The 17842-nt window shown below is 63.1% G+C and carries 12 protein-coding genes; 2 read left to right on the top strand and 10 right to left on the bottom strand.

Annotated features, from left to right (window positions below):
* From ggt to ACE3TY_RS07875, 7 genes are all read right to left on the bottom strand, one after another.
* Complete coding sequence (gene ggt, locus ACE3TY_RS07845; RefSeq protein ID WP_374652472.1) at positions 1–1737, bottom strand: gamma-glutamyltransferase; 1737 nt, start codon at positions 1735–1737, stop codon at positions 1–3.
* Between the two features lie 43 nt (positions 1738–1780).
* On the bottom strand, positions 1781–2611 hold the full coding sequence (locus tag ACE3TY_RS07850) for an ABC transporter permease (protein WP_374652473.1): 831 nt from the start codon (positions 2609–2611) through the stop codon (positions 1781–1783).
* Positions 2612–2617: 6 nt separating this feature from the next.
* Positions 2618–3856 carry an ABC transporter permease gene (locus ACE3TY_RS07855; protein WP_374652474.1) on the bottom strand — a complete coding sequence of 413 codons (1239 nt, stop codon included), beginning with the start codon at positions 3854–3856 and terminating at the stop codon, positions 2618–2620.
* An 89-nt stretch (positions 3857–3945) separates the two neighbouring features.
* Positions 3946–4995, bottom strand: coding sequence for an ABC transporter substrate-binding protein (locus ACE3TY_RS07860; RefSeq protein WP_374652475.1), 1050 nt, complete (start codon positions 4993–4995; stop codon positions 3946–3948).
* Between the two features lie 168 nt (positions 4996–5163).
* The gene (locus tag ACE3TY_RS07865) at positions 5164–6258 is read right to left on the bottom strand and encodes an ABC transporter ATP-binding protein (protein WP_374652476.1); all 1095 of its coding nucleotides are present in this window, start codon (positions 6256–6258) and stop codon (positions 5164–5166) included.
* A gap of 219 nt (positions 6259–6477) precedes the next feature.
* Entirely contained in the window at positions 6478–7695 is a 1218-nt protein-coding gene (hemA, locus tag ACE3TY_RS07870; RefSeq protein ID WP_374652661.1) for a 5-aminolevulinate synthase, read from the bottom strand.
* Positions 7696–7702: 7 nt separating this feature from the next.
* On the bottom strand, positions 7703–9088 hold the full coding sequence (locus ACE3TY_RS07875; protein WP_374652477.1) for an aspartate aminotransferase family protein: 1386 nt from the start codon (positions 9086–9088) through the stop codon (positions 7703–7705).
* A 175-nt stretch (positions 9089–9263) separates the two neighbouring features.
* On the opposite strand from ACE3TY_RS07875, the gene dapB reads away from it, so the two are divergent.
* Entirely contained in the window at positions 9264–10079 is an 816-nt protein-coding gene (gene dapB, locus ACE3TY_RS07880; RefSeq protein WP_374652478.1) for a 4-hydroxy-tetrahydrodipicolinate reductase, read from the top strand.
* On the opposite strand, the gene ACE3TY_RS07885 is transcribed toward dapB, so the two are convergent.
* Genes ACE3TY_RS07885 through ACE3TY_RS07895 form a run of 3 tightly spaced genes read right to left on the bottom strand, consistent with a single transcriptional unit; the run spans position 10076 to position 14316 of the window.
* Complete coding sequence (locus ACE3TY_RS07885; protein WP_374652479.1) at positions 10076–10873, bottom strand: ferritin-like domain-containing protein; 798 nt, start codon at positions 10871–10873, stop codon at positions 10076–10078. The two genes, dapB and ACE3TY_RS07885, sit on opposite strands and share 4 nt — an antisense overlap.
* Positions 10873–11340, bottom strand: coding sequence for a thioredoxin-dependent thiol peroxidase (gene bcp, locus ACE3TY_RS07890; RefSeq protein WP_374652480.1), 468 nt, complete (start codon positions 11338–11340; stop codon positions 10873–10875). Before bcp ends, ACE3TY_RS07885 begins: the two co-directional genes overlap by 1 nt.
* 12 nt (positions 11341–11352) lie before the next feature.
* On the bottom strand, positions 11353–14316 hold the full coding sequence (locus ACE3TY_RS07895) for a bifunctional [glutamine synthetase] adenylyltransferase/[glutamine synthetase]-adenylyl-L-tyrosine phosphorylase (protein WP_374652481.1): 2964 nt from the start codon (positions 14314–14316) through the stop codon (positions 11353–11355).
* A 190-nt stretch (positions 14317–14506) separates the two neighbouring features.
* On the opposite strand from ACE3TY_RS07895, the gene ACE3TY_RS07900 reads away from it, so the two are divergent.
* On the top strand, positions 14507–17737 hold the full coding sequence (locus tag ACE3TY_RS07900) for an AsmA-like C-terminal domain-containing protein (RefSeq protein ID WP_374652482.1): 3231 nt from the start codon (positions 14507–14509) through the stop codon (positions 17735–17737).
* Positions 17738–17842: the final 105 nt, after the last annotated feature.

The following is a 17842-nucleotide window of genomic DNA, read 5'->3' on the forward strand; positions in this document are numbered from 1 at the left end:
TCAGTGGCCGAGGGCGATGCCTTCGCGCCTGGGGTCGCTGGCGCCGATGAGCTGGCCATCGCTTAGCACGATGACATTAACACCGCTATCCAGTTCCTGCATCCGGACCTTGTGACCCTTGGCCTCCAGTTGGCTCGCCAAAGGCTCCAGGCCGCGCCCGGCCTCCAGGATGGTGGGGCCGTTCCGGTTGAGAATATGCGGTGCCGCAATGGCGGAATAGGGATCGCGTTCCCAATCGATGAGCCCGACCAGGGCCTGCACGACGTAGCCGATGATGTTGGCCCCACCCGGCGATCCCAGCGCGGCCGTCAACTCGCCTGTCGCACGGTCGAAGACCATGACCGGGGCCATGGAGGAGCGTGGCCGCTTGCCGGCTTCGACCCGGTTGGCGGCGGGCCGGCCGCGGCTGGCTGGCGCAAAGGCGAAGTCGGTCAGCTCATTGTTGAGCAGGAAACCGTCGACCATCACATGGGATCCGAATGCGCCCTCGATGGTGGTCGTGAAACTCACGGCATTGCCTTCCCGGTCGATAGCGACCATGTGGCTGGTCGAGGGTGGTTCCGGCAAGCCGCTCACAGGCACGGCATCGCCCAGCAGGGCGGCGTCCGCCGGCCGGCCGGGCTTCGCCTCGCCCATGGCCCGCGCCGGATTGATTTCACCGGCGCGGCTCGCCAGATATTCCGGTGCCAGCAACCGTTCGACCGGGACGGGGGCAAAATCGGGATCGCCCACATAGCGTTCCCGATCGGCAAAGGCGAGACGGCTTGCTTCGGCGATGAGGTGCGCGGCATCGATGCTATCCGGTTTCAAGGACGCAAGGTCGAAACGCTGCAGCATGCCAAGGATCTGCAGGACGGCGACACCCCCCGACGAGGGCGGCCCCATGCCGCAGATCCGCGCCGCGCGATAGTCGAGGCATGGAACCGGACGCTTCTCCGCTGCGTAACCGTCGAGATCTTCGATCGTCATCCGGCCACGATTGGGCCGGGCTACTGCGATCGCGGCGACGATATCGGCCGCGATGGCGCCTTCATAGAAGGCATCGGCGCCCCGTTCCGCCACGGCGCGCAAGGTGCGGGCAAGCGGCGGGTTCTTCAGACGCGTGCCGGCCGGAAGCGGTGCGCCGTCGGGGCCGAAGAAATAGGCCCGCGTGGTGGGCTGTTCCGCCAGGACCGGATCGCCGGCGATCTTCCGCGCCAGTTGGGGCGAGATGGTGAACCCATCCTCGGCCAGGGCAATCGCCGGGGCGAAAAGCTCCCCCCACGATAAGCGCCCATGCTCCCGATGCGCCAGTTCGAGCATCCTCAGCACGCCCGGAACGCCGACCGACAGGCCGCCTGGCATTACCTCGCCATAGGGTCGCGGTTGGCCGTCCAGCCCCAGGAACATGTCGCTGCTGGCGGCTGCCGGCGCCTTTTCGCGGCCGTCATAGCTTTCCAGCTTTCGCTGGTCCGCTGCGAAGTGCAGCAGGAACCCGCCGCCGCCGATGCCGGACGATTGCGGCTCGACCAGGGTCAGAACCATCTGCATCGCAATGGCCGCGTCAAGGGCGGAACCACCGCGCTGCAGGATATCCAGCCCGGCTCGCGCCGCCTCGGGATGCCCGACGGCGACCATATCCTGCGTGGCATAGGCAAGGTACGGTGCCTTGTCGATGCTCTGCGCATCCGGTATCTGGGCGTCTGGTGACTGGCAGCTGGCAATCGCCAGGGCCGCCAGGCAGATAAGCGGCCTCAACCGGCGTATCATGTCGATCTGGCGGCGCGTGCTCGCGCCGCCATCAGGAACTGATGCCGCGCAGCCGCTCCGACCGCCGCCGCAACAGCTCGACGGTAATCAGCATGGCCGCCGCCGCCAGCACCAGCATGGTGGCCGCCGCCGTGATGGTGGGGCTGATCTGTTCGCGGATGCCGCTGAACATCTGCTTGGGCAGGGTGCGCTGGTCGGGGCTGGCAATGAACAGCACCACGACCACTTCGTCGAACGAAGTGACGAAGGCGAACAGGGCGCCCGAGATCATGCCGGGCAGGATCAACGGGAAGGTCACCTTGCGGAACACCGTCGTCGGTGAAGCGCCGAGGCTGGCGCCGGCACGGATGAGCGATTGGTCGAAGCCGGTCAACGTCGCCGTCACCGTGATGACAACGAAGGGCGTTGCCAGTGCCGTATGCGCCAGGATGATACCGAGATAGGTGTTGTTGAGACCCAGATTGGCAAAGAAGAAATACATGCCGACCGCCGTGATCACGACCGGCACGATCATAGGGGAAATCAGGAACGCCATGATCAAGGCGCGATGGGGGAAATTGGCGCGCGACAGGCCGAGTGCTGCCAGGGTGCCGAGGATCATGGAGAGCGTCGTGGACGCGAGGCCGATGAAGACGCTGGCCTTCAGCGCGTTGAGCCAGCGCGGATCCTGGAAGAAATCCGCGTACCATTTCATCGACAGGCCGGGCATCGGATAGGTGAAATAGGGCTCCGAGTTGAAGCTCAGGGGCATGATCACCAGGATCGGCGCGATCAGGAACAGCAGCACCAGCGCACAGATGACGATGAAGGCGGCGCGCCAGGCACGCTCGATCGGAGAGGCGTAAGGGGGAAGTCTGAACATGGCTTCTTATCCGAGCTTCATCTTGTCGATGCCGACCAGCTTGTTGTAGAGGGCATAAAGAACCAGCGTAGCGGCGAGCAGGATGGCGCCCAGCGCCGAGGCCTGGCCCCAATTCAGCTCACGGTTGGTATAGAGCGCCACGAAATAGCTGATCATCTGGTCCGTCGGCCCGCCGACCAGCGCCGGCGTGATGTAATAGCCCAGGCACAGGATGAAGGTAAGGAGACATCCGGCGGCGATCCCCGGCATGGTCTGCGGAAAATAGATCTTCCAAAAGGCGCTGAAGGGACCGGCCCCCAGCGAGCGCGCCGCGCGCACATAATTGGGCGAGATCGTCTTCATCACACTGTAGATCGGCAGCAAGGTGAAGGGCAGCTGGATGTGCGTCATGGCCACGATCGTGCCGAAGCGACTGAAGATAAGCTGCAGTGGTTCGTTGGTGATGCCCAGCCACAGCAGCAGGTCGTTGACCGGGCCTTCGGTCTGCAGCACAACGACCCAGGCGGTGGTCCGCACCAGCAACGAGGTCCAGAAGGGCAGCAGCACCAGGATCATCAGCATGTTGCTGTGCCGAGCGGGCAATGTGGCCAGCAGATAGGCGATGGGAAAGCCGAAGATCAGCGTCGCCAGCGTCACGCCCATGCTGATGCCCAGCGTGCGGACGAACACATCGACGAACAGGCGCTGGTCGGCGGCAACCCGGACGATTTCGTCGGCCGGGCTCCATTGCAGGTCGATGGACTTCAGCAGATAGAAAGTGGTGGCGCGGTGACCGGCTCGCTCGATCACCTTCCAGGTCTCGGCCTTGCCCCACAATGGGTCGAGCTTGAGGAAGGCTTCCTTGTAGGGGCCCGTCGTCATCTTCTCGGCGGCACGGCCCGCCTGCAGCATCTTGCTGCGTGTACCGGGAATTTCATAGTTGAGGCGCTTACCGACCAGGCCGGTCGCCTTGTTCTTCTGCGCCAGGCGCAGATCGTCGGCAAAGGCCGCGAAGACCGGTTCGCCCGGCAGATCGGTCGCATCCCAGCCATGGAGCGCCTCGATCGTCTTGGGGAAATTGTCGGCGATCTCCGGGTTCTCGACCGCGCGCGTCATCAGAATGACGATGGGCGTGACGAAGGTTATGAGAATGAAGAGGAAGAGCGGCAAGACCAGCCCCAGAGCGCGCAGGCGCTGGACCCTCTCCGCGCGGCGCAACCTGGACTTCAGGGAAACTTGATCGTCTGGAAACGTCGTCACACTCATCTCGTCGGATGCCGCCATATCAGATGCTGTTAGCTACGAACGTATATCGGCGGGAAGCATGCTTCCCGCCGATATTTCAAGAGACGAAATTACTGAGCGAGCCAGGTGTTGAAGCGGGCGCGCAGTTCCTCGCCATTGTCACCCCAGAATTGCGGGTTGAGCGGAATGGCCGTCGTCAGATTGTCCGGATAGGTCGGCAGGGTCTTGGCCAGCTCCGGATCCACCAGGGCGACCGCATCGAGGTTGGTCGGGCCATAGGGAATCAGCGGAGCGAGATCCTTCTGCACTTCGGCCGAAGTGGCGAAGGCAAGGAACTCATAGGCCTTGTCGAGGTTCGGCGTGCCCTTCGGAATGGCCCACAGGTCGAGATCGGGCGCTTCGCCGTCCCAGACGATCTTGAAGGACTTGCCTTCCTTGATCGCGTTGGCGATACGGCCGTTCCAGGCCGAGCTCATGACGACTTCGCCGTCGGCCAGCAGCTGCGGCGGCTGGGCGCCGGCTTCCCACCAGACGACCTGGGCTTTGATGGTGTCGAGCTTCTTGAAAGCGCGATCGACGCCTTCCGGGGTGCCCAGCACATCATAGACCTGGCCCGGCTCGACGCCGTCGGCGATCAGGGCCCATTCGAGATTGACGAACGGGTTCTTCTGCAGGCCGCGCTTGCCCGGGAACTTCTCAAGGTCGAACAGGTCCTTCACGCTGTTCGGACCTTCCGGCAGCTTGGCCGAATCGTAGGCGAAGATCGTGGCGTACACGTCGCTGCCGACCGCGCAATCATGAGCGGCGCCGGGCAGGAACTTCGACTTGTCGAGGATCTTCGAATAGTCGAGCGTCTCAAGCACGCCTTCGTCGCAGCCCTGCAGGGCCGTCGGCGTGTCGACGCTGATCACGTCCCAGCTCACCGTGCCGCTTTCCACCATGGCGCGGATCTTGGCGACTTCGCCGTTATACTCTTCTTCCTTGATCGCCGTGCCGGTCTTGGCGTTGAACGGCTCGAAGATCGACTTGCGCTGGCTTTCCTGATAGGCGCCGCCCCAGGAGACGACGGTGAGGCCGTCGGCCGCATAGGCGACCGAGGCGAGCACGCCGGCCGCGGCAACCGCAGCGACGAAGCCCGATGTTAAGAGCTTTTTATTCATGATTATTGAACCCCTTCCCTGTTACCCAACCGAACCGAGGTTCGGTTTGGAACTGCTTGAGCCTTTACCGCTCGCTTTTACCGGATCCCGGCCGGAGCGGTGTAGAGCTCGGGCCCGGTAGCCAAAACAATGACGGCCGCACACGGCGGCCGTCCAAACACATTCGTGTCAGTAAGCGTCGAGGGCGCGGCAATCCTCCGGCTTCCAGCCGACCCGCACCTTCTGGCCCGGGCTGAGGCTGGGAACACCCTCGGCATTCGCGACCTTGATGACGAAGTTCGAATTGCCCAGCACGGAAACACGGCAGCGCGTATGGTCGCCCAGATAGATCAGCTCCTGCACTTCGGCTTCGAACGTATTGGGATAGGCGCCCGCATCCGGATTGATGCGGATGCGTTCGGGGCGCAAAGACAAAGTCGTCGGGCTGCCCACCCCCTGCACACTGATCGGAATGGCGCTCACGATTCCGAAATGGGCAATTTCCACACCGCAGGACTTGCCGTTGACCGAGGCGATCTTGCCGCTAAGGCGGTTATTCTCGCCGATGAACTGCGCGACGAAGGAATTTTCCGGCTGCTCATAGAGGTTGGCTGGCGCGGCCAACTGCTGGATGACGCCGTCATTGAACACGGCGACGCGGTCGGACATGGTCAATGCTTCCGACTGGTCGTGCGTGACATACACCACCGTCACGCCCAAACGCTCGTGGATATGCTTGATCTCGATCTGCATATGCTCGCGCAACTGCTTGTCGAGAGCGCCCAGGGGTTCGTCCATCAGCACCAGCTTCGGATCGAACACCAGCGCGCGGGCCAGGGCCACACGCTGCTGCTGGCCACCCGAAAGCTGGGCCGGCCGGCGCCTGGCCATCTGCGGCAGCTGCACCATTTCGAGGGCGCGCTGCACCTTCTTGGCGATCTCGTCCTTGGCGACCTTGCGGACCTGCAAGGGGAAAGCCAGATTTTCTTCGACCGTCATGTGCGGGAAGAGGGCATAGTTCTGGAACACCATGCCGATGTTGCGCTTATGCGGCGCCATATTGTTGATTTCGACACCGCCCATCGCAATGCGCCCATGGGTCGGCACTTCGAACCCGGCCAGCATCATCAGGGTGGTTGTCTTGCCGGAGCCCGACGGCCCCAAAAGGGTCAGAAATTCGCCCTGCTCAATCGTCAGATTGAGGTTTTTGACGACAAGCGTCTCGCCGTCATACGTCTTCTGAACATCGGTGAATGTAACGAACGGATCGTTGGTCTTGCCCATCGTCCTTAAGCCTAGCCCCCTATGCGCAACCCTGACAGGTCACAACATCCTGCTTTTTATCCACCTGTCTGCTTTTTGTCCGCCTGTGCCATCCCAGTCAGCACCCGCGGCAGCGGCTTGTTTTTCCGCCATTCGCGTTTAAAGCAACCGAGCTTAACGAGTCAAATGTAAAACACTGATCGTGCGATATTCCAGGCAATCGGGCGGCGCGCCGCAACCTCAGGCGGCAAGTGGCAAGAATAGTTCGCGCCACACCTCCCGGAGCGCCGAGACGAGTTCCTGCATCGCCGCCTCATCATGATAAGGCGTTGGTGTGAAACGCAGGCGCTCCGTGCCCCGCGGGACGGTCGGAAAGTTGATCGGTTGGACATATATTTTATGCCGCTGCAGGAGGCGCTCCGCCGCGTTCCGGCAGGCCTCGGCATTGCCGACCATCAAGGGCACGATATGGCTCTCGCTGGGCAGGACGGGGAGGCCGGCTTCCGCCAGCAATTGCTTGAGCCTCGCCGCCTGGGCCTGATGCCGGGCGCGAAGATTCTGCGCCGCGATCAGGCTCTTCAGGCTGGCGCGGGCGCCGGCGGCAATCACCGGAGGCAAGGCGGTGGTGAAGATGAAGCCGGGCGCAAAGCTGCGCACGAAGTCGACCAGCAGCGCCGACCCGGCGATATAGCCGCCCATCAGGCCGAAGGCTTTGCCAAGTGTGCCCTGGATGACGTCGAGACGATGGGACAGTCCCTCCCGCGTGGCAACGCCGGCACCGGTCCGGCCATAGAGGCCGACCGCATGCACTTCATCGAGATAGGTGAGCGCGCCGAACTGGGCGGCGGCATCGCAGATGGCAGCGATCGGCGCGATGTCGCCGTCCATCGAATAGACGCTCTCGAATGCGACCAGTTTTGGCCGGCCGGCGGGTGCGGCGGCCAGCAACTCCCTGAGATGCGCCACATCATTGTGGCGGAAGACGTGGTATTCGGCCCGGCTGTTGCGGATGCCGGCGATCATCGAGGCGTGGTTCGACGCGTCGGAAAAGACGATGCAGTCGGGAAGCTGCCGTGCCAGCACGCTCAGCGCCGCTTCGTTGGCGACGAAGCCGGATGTGAAGGTAAGAGCGGCTTCCTTTTCATGCCAGGCGGCCAGTTCATGCTCGAGCTTGACCAGTTCGTGGCTGTTGCCGGAAATGTTGCGCGTGCCGCCGGCGCCGGTTCCGGTGCGGGCGATGATTTCCTGCATGGCGGCCATCACCGCCGGATCCTGCCCCTGGCCCAGATAATCATTGCTGCACCAGACGGTCACTTCGATCGGTTCGGCATCCGGGGCGCCGCGATAGAGCGCCTTGGGGAAGCGGCCGGCGATACGCTCGATATCGGCAAAAACCCGGTAGCGGCCTTCAGTCTTCAGCGTATCCAGCCGCGCCGCGAAAATCGCGGCGTAATCCATGGTCACGTCAGGCATGTCCTTCACGCTTCAGCCAATCATGAGTGTCCTTCAAGGCGCGGGAGAAACGGCCGAACATGTCGGTGAGCTGCGCCTCGGTCGAGATCATCGGCGGACAGAAACAAAGCGAATCTATCACTGGCCGTACGATCAGCCCGCGCTCATGCGCGAACTTAACCAGCGTCGGACCGACAGCCAGTTTCGGATCGAAACTCTCATGCGTTTTCTTGTTCTTCACCAGTTCGATGGCGCCGACCAATCCCACCTTGCGCACCTCGCCCACCAGCGGGTGATCGATAAAAGCGTTCATTTCGCGCTCAAAATGCGGCGCAATCGATCGAACATGGTCGACGATACGCAAATCTTCGTAAATCCTGATCGTTTCCAGCGCCACGGCGGAGGCCACTGGATGGCCGGAATAGGTCAGGCCATGGGCAAATCCGCCATGCTTGTTCGAATTGTCGCGCAGGGCCTCGAAAACGCGCTGGTTGATGAGGATCGCCGCGATCGGCAACTGGCCGGCCGACAATTGCTTGGCCATGGTGATGATGTCTGGCCGCATGCCGAAAGTCTGCGTCCCCCACCAATTGCCGGTGCGGCCGAAGCCGCAGATGACCTCGTCGGCCACCAGGAGTACGTCGTATTTCTTGAGAACGGCCGTGATCTTTTCCCAGTAGGTCTTCGCTGGGATGATGACGCCGCCGGCACCTTGCACAGGTTCGGCGAAGAAGGCGGCGACCGTCTCCGGCCCCTCGGCCAGGATCAGGCGCTCCAGATTGTCGGCGCAGCGGGCGGCGAATGCTTCCTCGCTCTCATCCTCTTCGCCGAAACGGTAGTAGTGCGGGCAATCGGTCCGCAGGATGCCGGCGATCGGCAGATCGAAATCATTGTGCAGGGCAGGAAGGCCGGTGAGAGAGGCCGCCGCGACCGTGACCCCGTGATAGGCCTTCACCCGGGCGATGATCTTCTTCTTCTGCGGCCGGCCCAGCGCATTGTTGAGATACCAGATCATCTTGACCGCGGTATCGTTCGCCTCGGACCCGGAATTGCAGAAATAGGCCTTCGACATCGGCACGGGGGCCAATTGCACCAGCTTCTCGGCCAGTTCCACGACGGGCGCCGCCACTTTCTGGGTGAAGGTGTGGTAGAAGGGCAAGGTTTCCATCTGCTTCTTCGCCGCCTCGACCAGGCGCGGCTGCGGGCCGAAGCCCAGCGAGCAGCACCACAGGCCTGAAAGCCCGTCGAAATATTCCTTGCCTTCTTCCGTATAGACGAACGGCCCGTCACCGCGCATGACGACGAAGCCACCTTCCTGCTCGTTCTTCAGCGCGTTGGTGTAGCCATGGAAGTGATAGGCGCCGTCGCGGGCGGCGAGCGAGTTCGGTCTGGCAGTCATGATCTTCCTGATTCCAAACATAAAAAGACCAGCCACGCCATGCGGCGGCTGGTTAAATGACACCGATGGCAATATCCTCCGTTGCCGTGCGTAAGTCAAAGGCCGCGCCATGCGATATGCGTGGGTCAGGCAGTCGCAGGGCTGCTGGAATCACAATTTTCATAAGGGGTTAATCATGTCATTGCGGATCTGTGTTGGGGGCGCCACGGGCTGGACCGGGAAGGCACTGATCGCCGGGGTTAACGATGCGGCCGACCTCTCCCTCGCCGGTGCGGTGGCGCGCAAGGCGGCTGGACAGGATGCCGGCACCGTGGCCGGGCTCGGCCATATCGGGGTCATTATCTCGGCCAATGTCGAAGAGGCGCTGAAGGCGGAGCCCGCCGACGTCTATATCGATTACACGCATCCGTCGGCGGTGAAGGCCAACGCCCTGAAAGCGCTGGAGCTTGGCGTGCCGGTCGTCATCGGCACATCCGGTCTCAGTGCGGCGGAGTATGACGAGATTGCCAAGGCCGCCGACAAACAGGGGCTAGGCGTGGTTGCCAGCGGTAATTTCTCCGTCACCGCCAGCCTGCTTACCCGCTTCTCGCTGCTGGCCGCCCAGCAGGTTCCCGATTACGAGATCATCGATTACGCCAAATCGACCAAGCCCGATGTACCCTCCGGCACGGCACGGGAATTGGCCGAGCGCATGGGCGCCATCCAGAAAAGTGTTCCCGGCTATCCGATCAAGGACATTATCGGGCCGCAGGAAGCGCGCGGTGCCGATGTCGGCGGCGGGCGGGTGCATGCGGTGCGGCTGCCAAGCTATGTGCTGGCGGTCGAGACCATCTTCGGCAAGGACGGGGAGCGTCTTACCATCCGCCACGATGCCGGCACCTCCGCCGGGCCCTATGTCGCCGGAACCCTGCTGGCAGCGCGCCGGGTGGTCGCCCTCAAGGGGCTCATTCGGGGCCTGGATAACCTCCTTTTCGGACCCTTGCCGGCTTAGGCTTCGGCGATCGGCTCGTAGAAGGCGGCGCCGAAGCCCGCCTGGTCGCGGGCGGCCTTGTTGAAAGGCGGTTTCAAGCGTCCTCGGAAATGCTTGCGCACCAGTTCCTGCCAAGCGGCGGCCGGGTCGCAGCCGCGCTCGGCCGCCACATGGTCGAACCAGCGCTTGCCGGTGGCGACATGGCTGATTTCGTCGCGGTAGATGATTTCCAGCGCTGCGGCCGACGCGTCGTCGCCGGCGCGCTTGAAATCGGCGACCGTTGCCGGCGTCACATCGAGCCCGCGGGCTTCGAGCACCAGCGGCACGATGGCAAGGCGGGCCAGGAGATCGTGCGCGGTCTCCTCGGCTGCCTGCCACAGCCCGTCATGGGCCGGCAGATCGCCATAGGCCGCACCCATTTCGGCCAAGCGCTCGGCCAGCATCGTAAAGTGAAGCGCCTCCTCATCGCCGACGCGGACCCAATCGTCGAAAAAGGCGCGCGGCAGATCGGCCCGGCCGAAACGGGCGAGCAAGTCCCAGGCAAGGTCGATGGCGTTGAGCTCGATATGTGCCAGCGCATGCAGCAGGGCGACGCGCTTTTCCAGATTGCCGCCGGCCTTCCGGCGCGGCATGTCGCCAGGGCGGCGCAGTTCCGGTCGCGCGGGGCGTGCCGGCCGCGACGGTGGGTTGCCGGCTTTGTCGAACGACAGCGCGCCGCTTCGCCATGCTGCCGCCAGGTCCCGCGCCGCCGCCGCCTTTTCAGCGGCATCCGCCGTCTTGAGGACGCGGATCGCTTCCTCTGCCAGATCCGCCATCAATCGAGTTGCTTGATGGCCTTGGCGACATCCTCGACATGGCCGGCGACCTTCACCTTGCGCCAGACATTGCGGATGATGCCCTTGCGATCGATCAGGAAGGTGGCGCGCTCGATACCCATGTATCTCCTGCCGTACATGTTCTTTTCGACCCAGACGCCATAGGCTTCCGTCACCTTGCCGGCCTCGTCCGATCCCAGGGTGAAATTGATATCGTGCTTCTTCTTGAACTTGTCGTGACTCTCGACGGAATCGCGTGACACGCCGATCACCACCGCGTCCAGCTTCTTGAAGGCCGGCAGCCTGTCGCGAAAGCCGCAGGCCTCGGCGGTGCAGCCACTGGTATCGTCCTTCGGATAGAAATAGAGGATGACATTTTTGCCCTTGAGTTCGCTCAAGGAGACCTTGCCGCCACCATCGGTCTTCATGGAAAAGGCGGGCGCCTTGGCGCCGCTTTCGAGTGCCATTCTATCTCTCCCTCATTCAGTCGGTTCGATCTCGAATATAGTCTCGAAGCAGGCGAATACGACAGCTTCCTGCTCCATGACCAGCGCTTTGAGGGCGCTGAAATCCGGTTCCGCGGCGATCTGGGCCAGATGCTTCTTGGCCGGCGCCCCCAGCTTCTCCTCTTCCAGCTTGCCGCCGACGATGAGGCGGATGACCTGTTGCAGCCGGTGCCACAGTTGGGCGGCGGCAATCAGCTTGTCGCCCGTCACGGGGTCGATAAGTCCCAGGAGATGCGCCTGGCCGAGCGCGATGACGGGGTCGCCGGCGACAATGTCGGGGAATTCCGCCGCATGCTTGAGGATCAGGTATTGCGAGATAAAATCTAGATCGACCTGCCCGCCGCGGGCATGTTTCAGGTCCCACATATCGTCGGTGCGGTACTGGCCGGCCATGCGCCGCCGCATGTCGAGGATATCGATCCGCAGCTTCTCCGGGTCGCGCTTCTGGCAGAGTACCCGGTTCAGCATCGCCACGGTATCGTCGGCGAGGCCGGCGTCGCCGGCGATGACGCGCGCGCGGGTGAGCGCCATATGCTCCCAGGTCCAGGCTTCGGTCAGCTGATACTTCTCGAAGGGGGCAAGCCCGCTGGCGATTGGGCCCGAATTGCCGCTGGGGCGCAGGCGCATGTCGACCTCGAACAACCGGCCCTCGCCCGTGGGAGCGGTGATCGCATTGATGAGGCGTTGTGCCAGCCGCGCGTAATATTGGATCGGTGCCAGCGGCTTCGGCCCATCCGACAGGACCGTATCCCAATCCGGCACGCCGGGCGGAATATCGTAGACGAAGACCAGGTCGAGATCGGAGGTGATCGTCATCTCGCGGCTGCCGAGCTTGCCCAGCGCCAGGAAGACCATGCCGCGCCCCGGCAGCTTGCCATGCTGCTGTTCGAATTCGGCGGCAACGCGGGGAAACAACGCGGCCAGGGCGCAATCGGCCACGTCGGAAAGCAGCGGGCCGGCGGCATCGCCATCGAGCGTGCCACGCAGGATGCGCACGCCGATCTGGAACTGCTGGTCCTTGGTCCAGCGACGCAGGACATCGAGCGCATCCTGGAAATCGGTGGCGAGGCCCAGCTGCCGATCGAGGTCGGCTGCCAGGGCCTCGCGGTCGGCGTTGGTATCGTAGAGGCCGGCGGCCAGCACACCGTCGAGCAACGCCGGCCGCCGCGCCAGCTGCTCGGCCAGAAGCGGCGCCGTGCCCATGACCTCGGCGATAAGGTCGAGGAGCGCCGGATTGGAATAGAGCAGGGAGAAGAACTGTACCCCCGCCGGCAGTGCGCGCAGAAGATCGTCGAAGCGGCGGAAAGCTGTGTCCGGATCCACTGTCTGGCCCAGGATGTTGAGCAGGCGCGGCATCAGTTCGGTCAGCAATTCGCGCGCCCGGGCGCTGCGGGTGGCGCGGTAGCGGCCATGATGCCAGGCGCGGATCTGTGCCGCGACGGCGCTGCCGTTGGGAAAGCCCATCCGTTCCAGGGTCTGCACCGTCTCGGGATCGTCCTCCGTGCCGGTGAAGACCAGGCTGCCGGCGATGCCGGCTTCGGCGGCACCCAGGGTCGGCGCCTCTTCGAACAGTTCGGCGTAATGGTCTTCGACACGGCCCAGGTGATAGCGCAAGGCAACTTCGAATTCGGCCGTGTCGGCATGGCCGCTGAAGAGCGCCACGCGATCCAAGGCGGGGCCGAAATCCGGCAAGGTCTGCGTCTGGTGATCCTCGATCATCTGCAGGCGATGCTCGATCATGCGCAGAAACCGATATGCGGCGATCAGTTCCTCCGCAACCTCGGGCTTGCATTTACCCAGGCGCACCAAAGCAAGGATCGCCTCGCAGGTGACGCGCTGTCGTAGATCCATGACCCGGCCGCCCCAGATCAGTTGCTGGGTCTGGGCAAAGAACTCAATTTCGCGGATGCCGCCACGGCCGAGCTTGATGTTGTGGCCGGCAACTGCCACCTGCCGATGACCCTTGACGGCATAAATCTGCCGCTTGATGGAGTGGATGTCCTGGATCGCGGCAAAATCGAGATGCTTGCGCCAGATGAAGGGGCGCAGGTTCCGCAAGAACATCTCACCGGCAGCCACGTCGCCGGCCACGACGCGCGCCTTGATCATCGCGGCACGCTCCCAATTCTGCCCCATGCCCTCGTAATAGGTTTCCGCAGCGAGTGTCGAGATGACCAGCGGGGTCGAGGCGGGATCCGGGCGCAGGCGCAGGTCGATGCGGAAGACATAACCTTCCGCTGTCGCATCCTGGAGGATCCTGACTAGGTTTCGTGCCAGCCGGACCAGGCATTCTTGCGCGGTCTTCCGGCCTGTGTATCTGATCTTGTCTCGTTCGAAGAGCAGGATGAGGTCGATGTCGCTGGAATAGTTCAGTTCACCGGCACCGAGCTTGCCGAGCCCCAGCACGATGAGGCCGCAATCGCGCTCCGGCTGGTCAGGAAACGGTAAGGAAATCTCTCCAGCGACATGTAATTGGCGTAGAAGGTGTGAAATCGCTGCGTGCAGTGCAGCTTCGGCAAAACGGCTGAGTGCCGCCGTGATCGTTTCAAGCGGCCAGAGACGCCCGATATCCGCCGACGCGACGATGAGCGCCACGCGCCGCCGGGCCCGCCGCAACGCCGCCATCAAACCGGCTTCGTCCAAGCTTTCCAAAGCCTTGGGTGTGATGGCGGTCACGACATTGTTAAAGACAGAATCGACATCCTGCGTTAAAAGTTCAAGAAAAGCGTCGGTTTCTGCGAGCAGGCACCGGCTGAGAAAGGGAGAATTGCCGAACAGCGCCTCAAGGAGGGCCCGTGCGGCGGGCGTGTTCACGCTGCCCTGCGCCTCGGCCGGCAATGCCTGGATGAGTTGCTCAAGATGAAGATCTACCTGCCGCGGGTCGCTCGGGCGCGGCAAAGTGGCGGGGTCGATGGCGGCAAGTTTTGTTGAGGACATTGTTTGTCTGTCGGCGGCGGGGAAACCGAGAGACTGCTGAAGCAACCGGTTCCGGTCAAGACAGTGGATTCGACCGGAGTATCAATAGCGGCGATGACGCTCAGGAGCGGAAACCGGTGCTGTCGGTTGGTGTTGGATGCGCGGGAGTTCGTTTCTGGCTATGCCGCTTGCTGATCGGAGCTGACCGCGCGTGATTCGCCGTACCACGATCGTCACCCTGGAATTGCTCGGCGCCGCTTTGGCCGGTGCCGCGATCATCCTGGCATTCCTGACCTGGCGCCTGACCCAGGAAGGCCCCATTCACCTGCGCTTCCTCTCCTCCTATGTCGAGCAGGCGCTGATCCGGACCGATCAACCCTACCGTATCGCCGTCGACGATACGGTCCTGACCTGGGCGGGATGGGACCGGGCGCTCGACGTGCGTGCCATGAATTTGCGGGTCCGCGATCTGGAAGGGCGCGAGCTTGCCAACCTGCCGGAAGTATCGATTACCTTCAGCGCGCGGGCCTTGTTCAAGGGGTTGATCGCGCCCAGCAAGATCGAGATCATCGGACCGAAGCTCACCCTGATCCGCAACAAGGATGGCTCGCTCGCTTTCGGGCCGGGCGGTGTCACCAGCGAGCCGACGACGAAGGATACGGATGGCAGCTTCGAGGCGCTGATGCTGCTGGCCAGCGACATGCTGGAATCCCCGGACCGGACCAAGCCGACCGGATATCTGACCTCGGCCGCCATTCTCAACGGCCATGTCCAGGTGATCGACTATGTGACCGGATTGACCTGGCAGGCGGACAATTTCGGCGCCGAAGCCCGGCGCGAAGTGGGCGGCCTGTCCGGCGACCTGTTCGCGGCCCTGCCGCAACTCGGCGACCCGGCCATCGTCAGCGCCAAGCTCGATTATCGGCGCGATACCAGCAAGCTCGGGATCGACGCATCCGTGGCATCCCTGCAGCTTTCCTCGCTAGGCTTGATCGAACCTGCCTTGTCGGAGCTGTCGACGGCGGACCTGGCGGTCACGGCCAAGGTCCAGACATCGATCGAAATCGCCAGCGAGCATCTGGGCGATATCGGCGTCGTCGATTTCACGCTGCTGAGCGGTGCTGGCGCGCTTGATCTTCCCAATCTTACCAAGCAGCCGATCCCCGTCACCAGTATGAACGTCCAGGGACGCCTGGACCGCGACAACGATCTGATGACGATCTCCGCTCTGGATCTCGATATCGGCGGGCCGCGCATCAGTGCCAAGGCGGATTGGCAGGGCGCCTTCAGTGGCAAGGCCAAGGACGGCGCGCTGCCGGTGCTGACGGCCAGTCTCAAAGTGACGCAGCTGCCGGCGGAGCTGCTGGACCCATATTGGCCGGAGACGGTCGCCAGCGACACGCGCAACTGGGTCGTGCCGAACATTCCCCATGGCATGGTCGACGAGGCCAGCGCCGATCTCACGTTGCGCCTGCCGCTGGAGGGGGAGGGGACCAAGGCCGAAGCGGTCAAGGGCATCCTCAAGACCAGCGATCTGACCGTTCATTATCTGCGGCCGATGCCACCTATCACCAAGGGCATGGCAACGGCGGAGTTCGATACCAAGACTTTCGCCGCCAGGATCACGGGCGGCGAAGTGGGCAATATCAAGGTGACCGCGGGTGATCTTGTCATCACCGGTCTGGATGTCGAGGACCAGTTCATCAAGGTTGGCGGCGATGTCGCGGCACCTATGAAGGATGCGCTGGAACTCCTCGATCATCCGCGTCTGGGTTATGCCAAGAAGCTGGGCATCGATCCCAACGCGGCCGGCGGGACGGCAACGGCCAATATCTTCTTCGATTTCCCGGCGGCCAAGAAGCTGACTTTTGCCGAAGTAAAGGTGAAGGTCGCCGCGGAAATGAACGATGTGAAGGTAGCCAAGATCCGCTTCGACAAGGATGTGACGCAGGGGGTCTTGAAGCTCAATCTCGACGAAAAGGGCATGAACATCACCGGCCCCATCGTCTTCGCCGAGATGCCCATCATCCTCGATTGGAGCCAGACATTCGACGATGATGCCGCATTCGACGAGAAGCTGCATGTCAACGGGGCGGCGACCGCGGCGCAGCTCGCTTCGCTGGGCTTCGATTACCGCCCCTGGGTCGAAGGAGCCTGCCAGTGCGACGTGACCTATACGAAGCTGCCGGGTGGCCGGGCGACGTTGCAGGGGACGTTTGATCTCGCCAATGCCGTGCTGGATGTGCCGGCTCTCAAATGGCACAAGGATGCGGGCGTCGCCGGGCAGGCCGACCTGGCCTTGGAGATGTTGAACGACAAGCCGGTCGCCATCCCGCAATTCAGAGTTTCGGCCGGCGATCTGGTGACGGCCGGCGCGCTCCAATTCGCCGCCGATGGTTCGATCTCGCGCGTTACGCTGCCGGATGTGAAGATGGGCGCATCGCACCTTACCGGCTTCGATGCCGAAATGAAGCAGGGCTGGACCCTGATCACGGTCGGTGGCGGCACGCTCGATGCCGAGCCGTGGCTGGGGAGCGACGATACGCCGACGCCTGAGGAACTGGCCCGGACCGAACCCGAACAGCAACGCCCCTATACGGTGAAAGGGCAACTCGGCTATCTGCGCCTGGGCGAAGGGCGCGAATTGACCAACGCAACGATCGAAGCGGTGCACGATCCATTTTGGTGGGATGTCGTTGCCTTCCAGGCGACGCTGCCGAGCGGCAAGCCGATTACCTTCGACTACCGCCCGAGCAAGGCCGGGCAGCATGCGCTGAATATCAGCACCGAGGATGGCGGCGGTGCCCTGCGCATCCTCGATCTTTACGATTCGATCAAGGGCGGCACCTTGTCGATCACCGGAACGGTCAAGGACAACCAGCCTTGGCGGCCCCTGCGAGGCAAGATATCGATGTCGTCGTTTCGCGTCATCAACACGCCGTTCGTCGCGCGCTTCCTGACGGTCGCCACGATTACCGGCGTGGTGGATGCGGTGACGGGTGAAGGCTTCCTGTTCGGCGGCGCCGAAGGCCGTTTCACCAAGACGCGCGGCCTCATCGAACTCAAGCGGTTCCGCAGTGCCGGCCCCTCGGTCGGCATGACGGCGCAGGGTCAGATCGATCTCGACCGGAATCTGGTGAACGTGAAGGGCACTCTGGTGCCTGCCTATGCCATCAACAGCGTGCTCGGCAACATCCCGCTGATCGGCGCCATTATCCAAGGCGGCGAAGGCGAAGGCCTATTTGCCGCCACCTATGCGGTTGCGGGCAATCTCGACGAGCCCAAGATCGACGTCAATGAATGGTCGGCCCTGGCCCCCGGCTTCATCCGCGACCTCTTTACCGATGACGGCACGGAGCTGCCGGAGGAGGAAGAGGCCGTGCCGACGGAAAGCCCACCGCCGGCATCCGATGCGCCCACGGATCAACACCCGAACAAGTAGCAACCTGCACCGACTGAAATGGAGTGAATATGCGCTATCGTTTTTCAAGCGTCGCGTTTGCACTTCTGATCCTTGGCTGTAGCGGTGCCGGGCAGCCGGACGGCC

Origin of the sequence: Dongia sp. (assembly GCF_041918875.1) — a bacterium.
Taxonomy (GTDB): Bacteria; Pseudomonadota; Alphaproteobacteria; order Dongiales; family Dongiaceae; genus Dongia.

Excerpts from the sequence above, each read along its gene's own strand:
- ACE3TY_RS07850 (WP_374652473.1), bottom strand. The coding sequence starts at position 2,611 with ATGTTCAGACTTCCCCCTTACGCCTCTCCGATCGAGCGTGCCTGGCGC.
- ACE3TY_RS07855 (WP_374652474.1), bottom strand. The coding sequence starts at position 3,856 with ATGAGTGTGACGACGTTTCCAGACGATCAAGTTTCCCTGAAGTCCAGG.
- ACE3TY_RS07860 (WP_374652475.1), bottom strand. The coding sequence starts at position 4,995 with ATGAATAAAAAGCTCTTAACATCGGGCTTCGTCGCTGCGGTTGCCGCG.
- ACE3TY_RS07865 (WP_374652476.1), bottom strand. The coding sequence starts at position 6,258 with ATGGGCAAGACCAACGATCCGTTCGTTACATTCACCGATGTTCAGAAG.
- hemA (WP_374652661.1), bottom strand. The coding sequence starts at position 7,695 with ATGGATTACGCCGCGATTTTCGCGGCGCGGCTGGATACGCTGAAGACT.
- ACE3TY_RS07875 (WP_374652477.1), bottom strand. The coding sequence starts at position 9,088 with ATGACTGCCAGACCGAACTCGCTCGCCGCCCGCGACGGCGCCTATCAC.
- dapB (WP_374652478.1), top strand. The coding sequence starts at position 9,264 with ATGTCATTGCGGATCTGTGTTGGGGGCGCCACGGGCTGGACCGGGAAG.
- ACE3TY_RS07885 (WP_374652479.1), bottom strand. The coding sequence starts at position 10,873 with ATGGCGGATCTGGCAGAGGAAGCGATCCGCGTCCTCAAGACGGCGGAT.
- bcp (WP_374652480.1), bottom strand. The coding sequence starts at position 11,340 with ATGGCACTCGAAAGCGGCGCCAAGGCGCCCGCCTTTTCCATGAAGACC.
- ACE3TY_RS07895 (WP_374652481.1), bottom strand. The coding sequence starts at position 14,316 with ATGTCCTCAACAAAACTTGCCGCCATCGACCCCGCCACTTTGCCGCGC.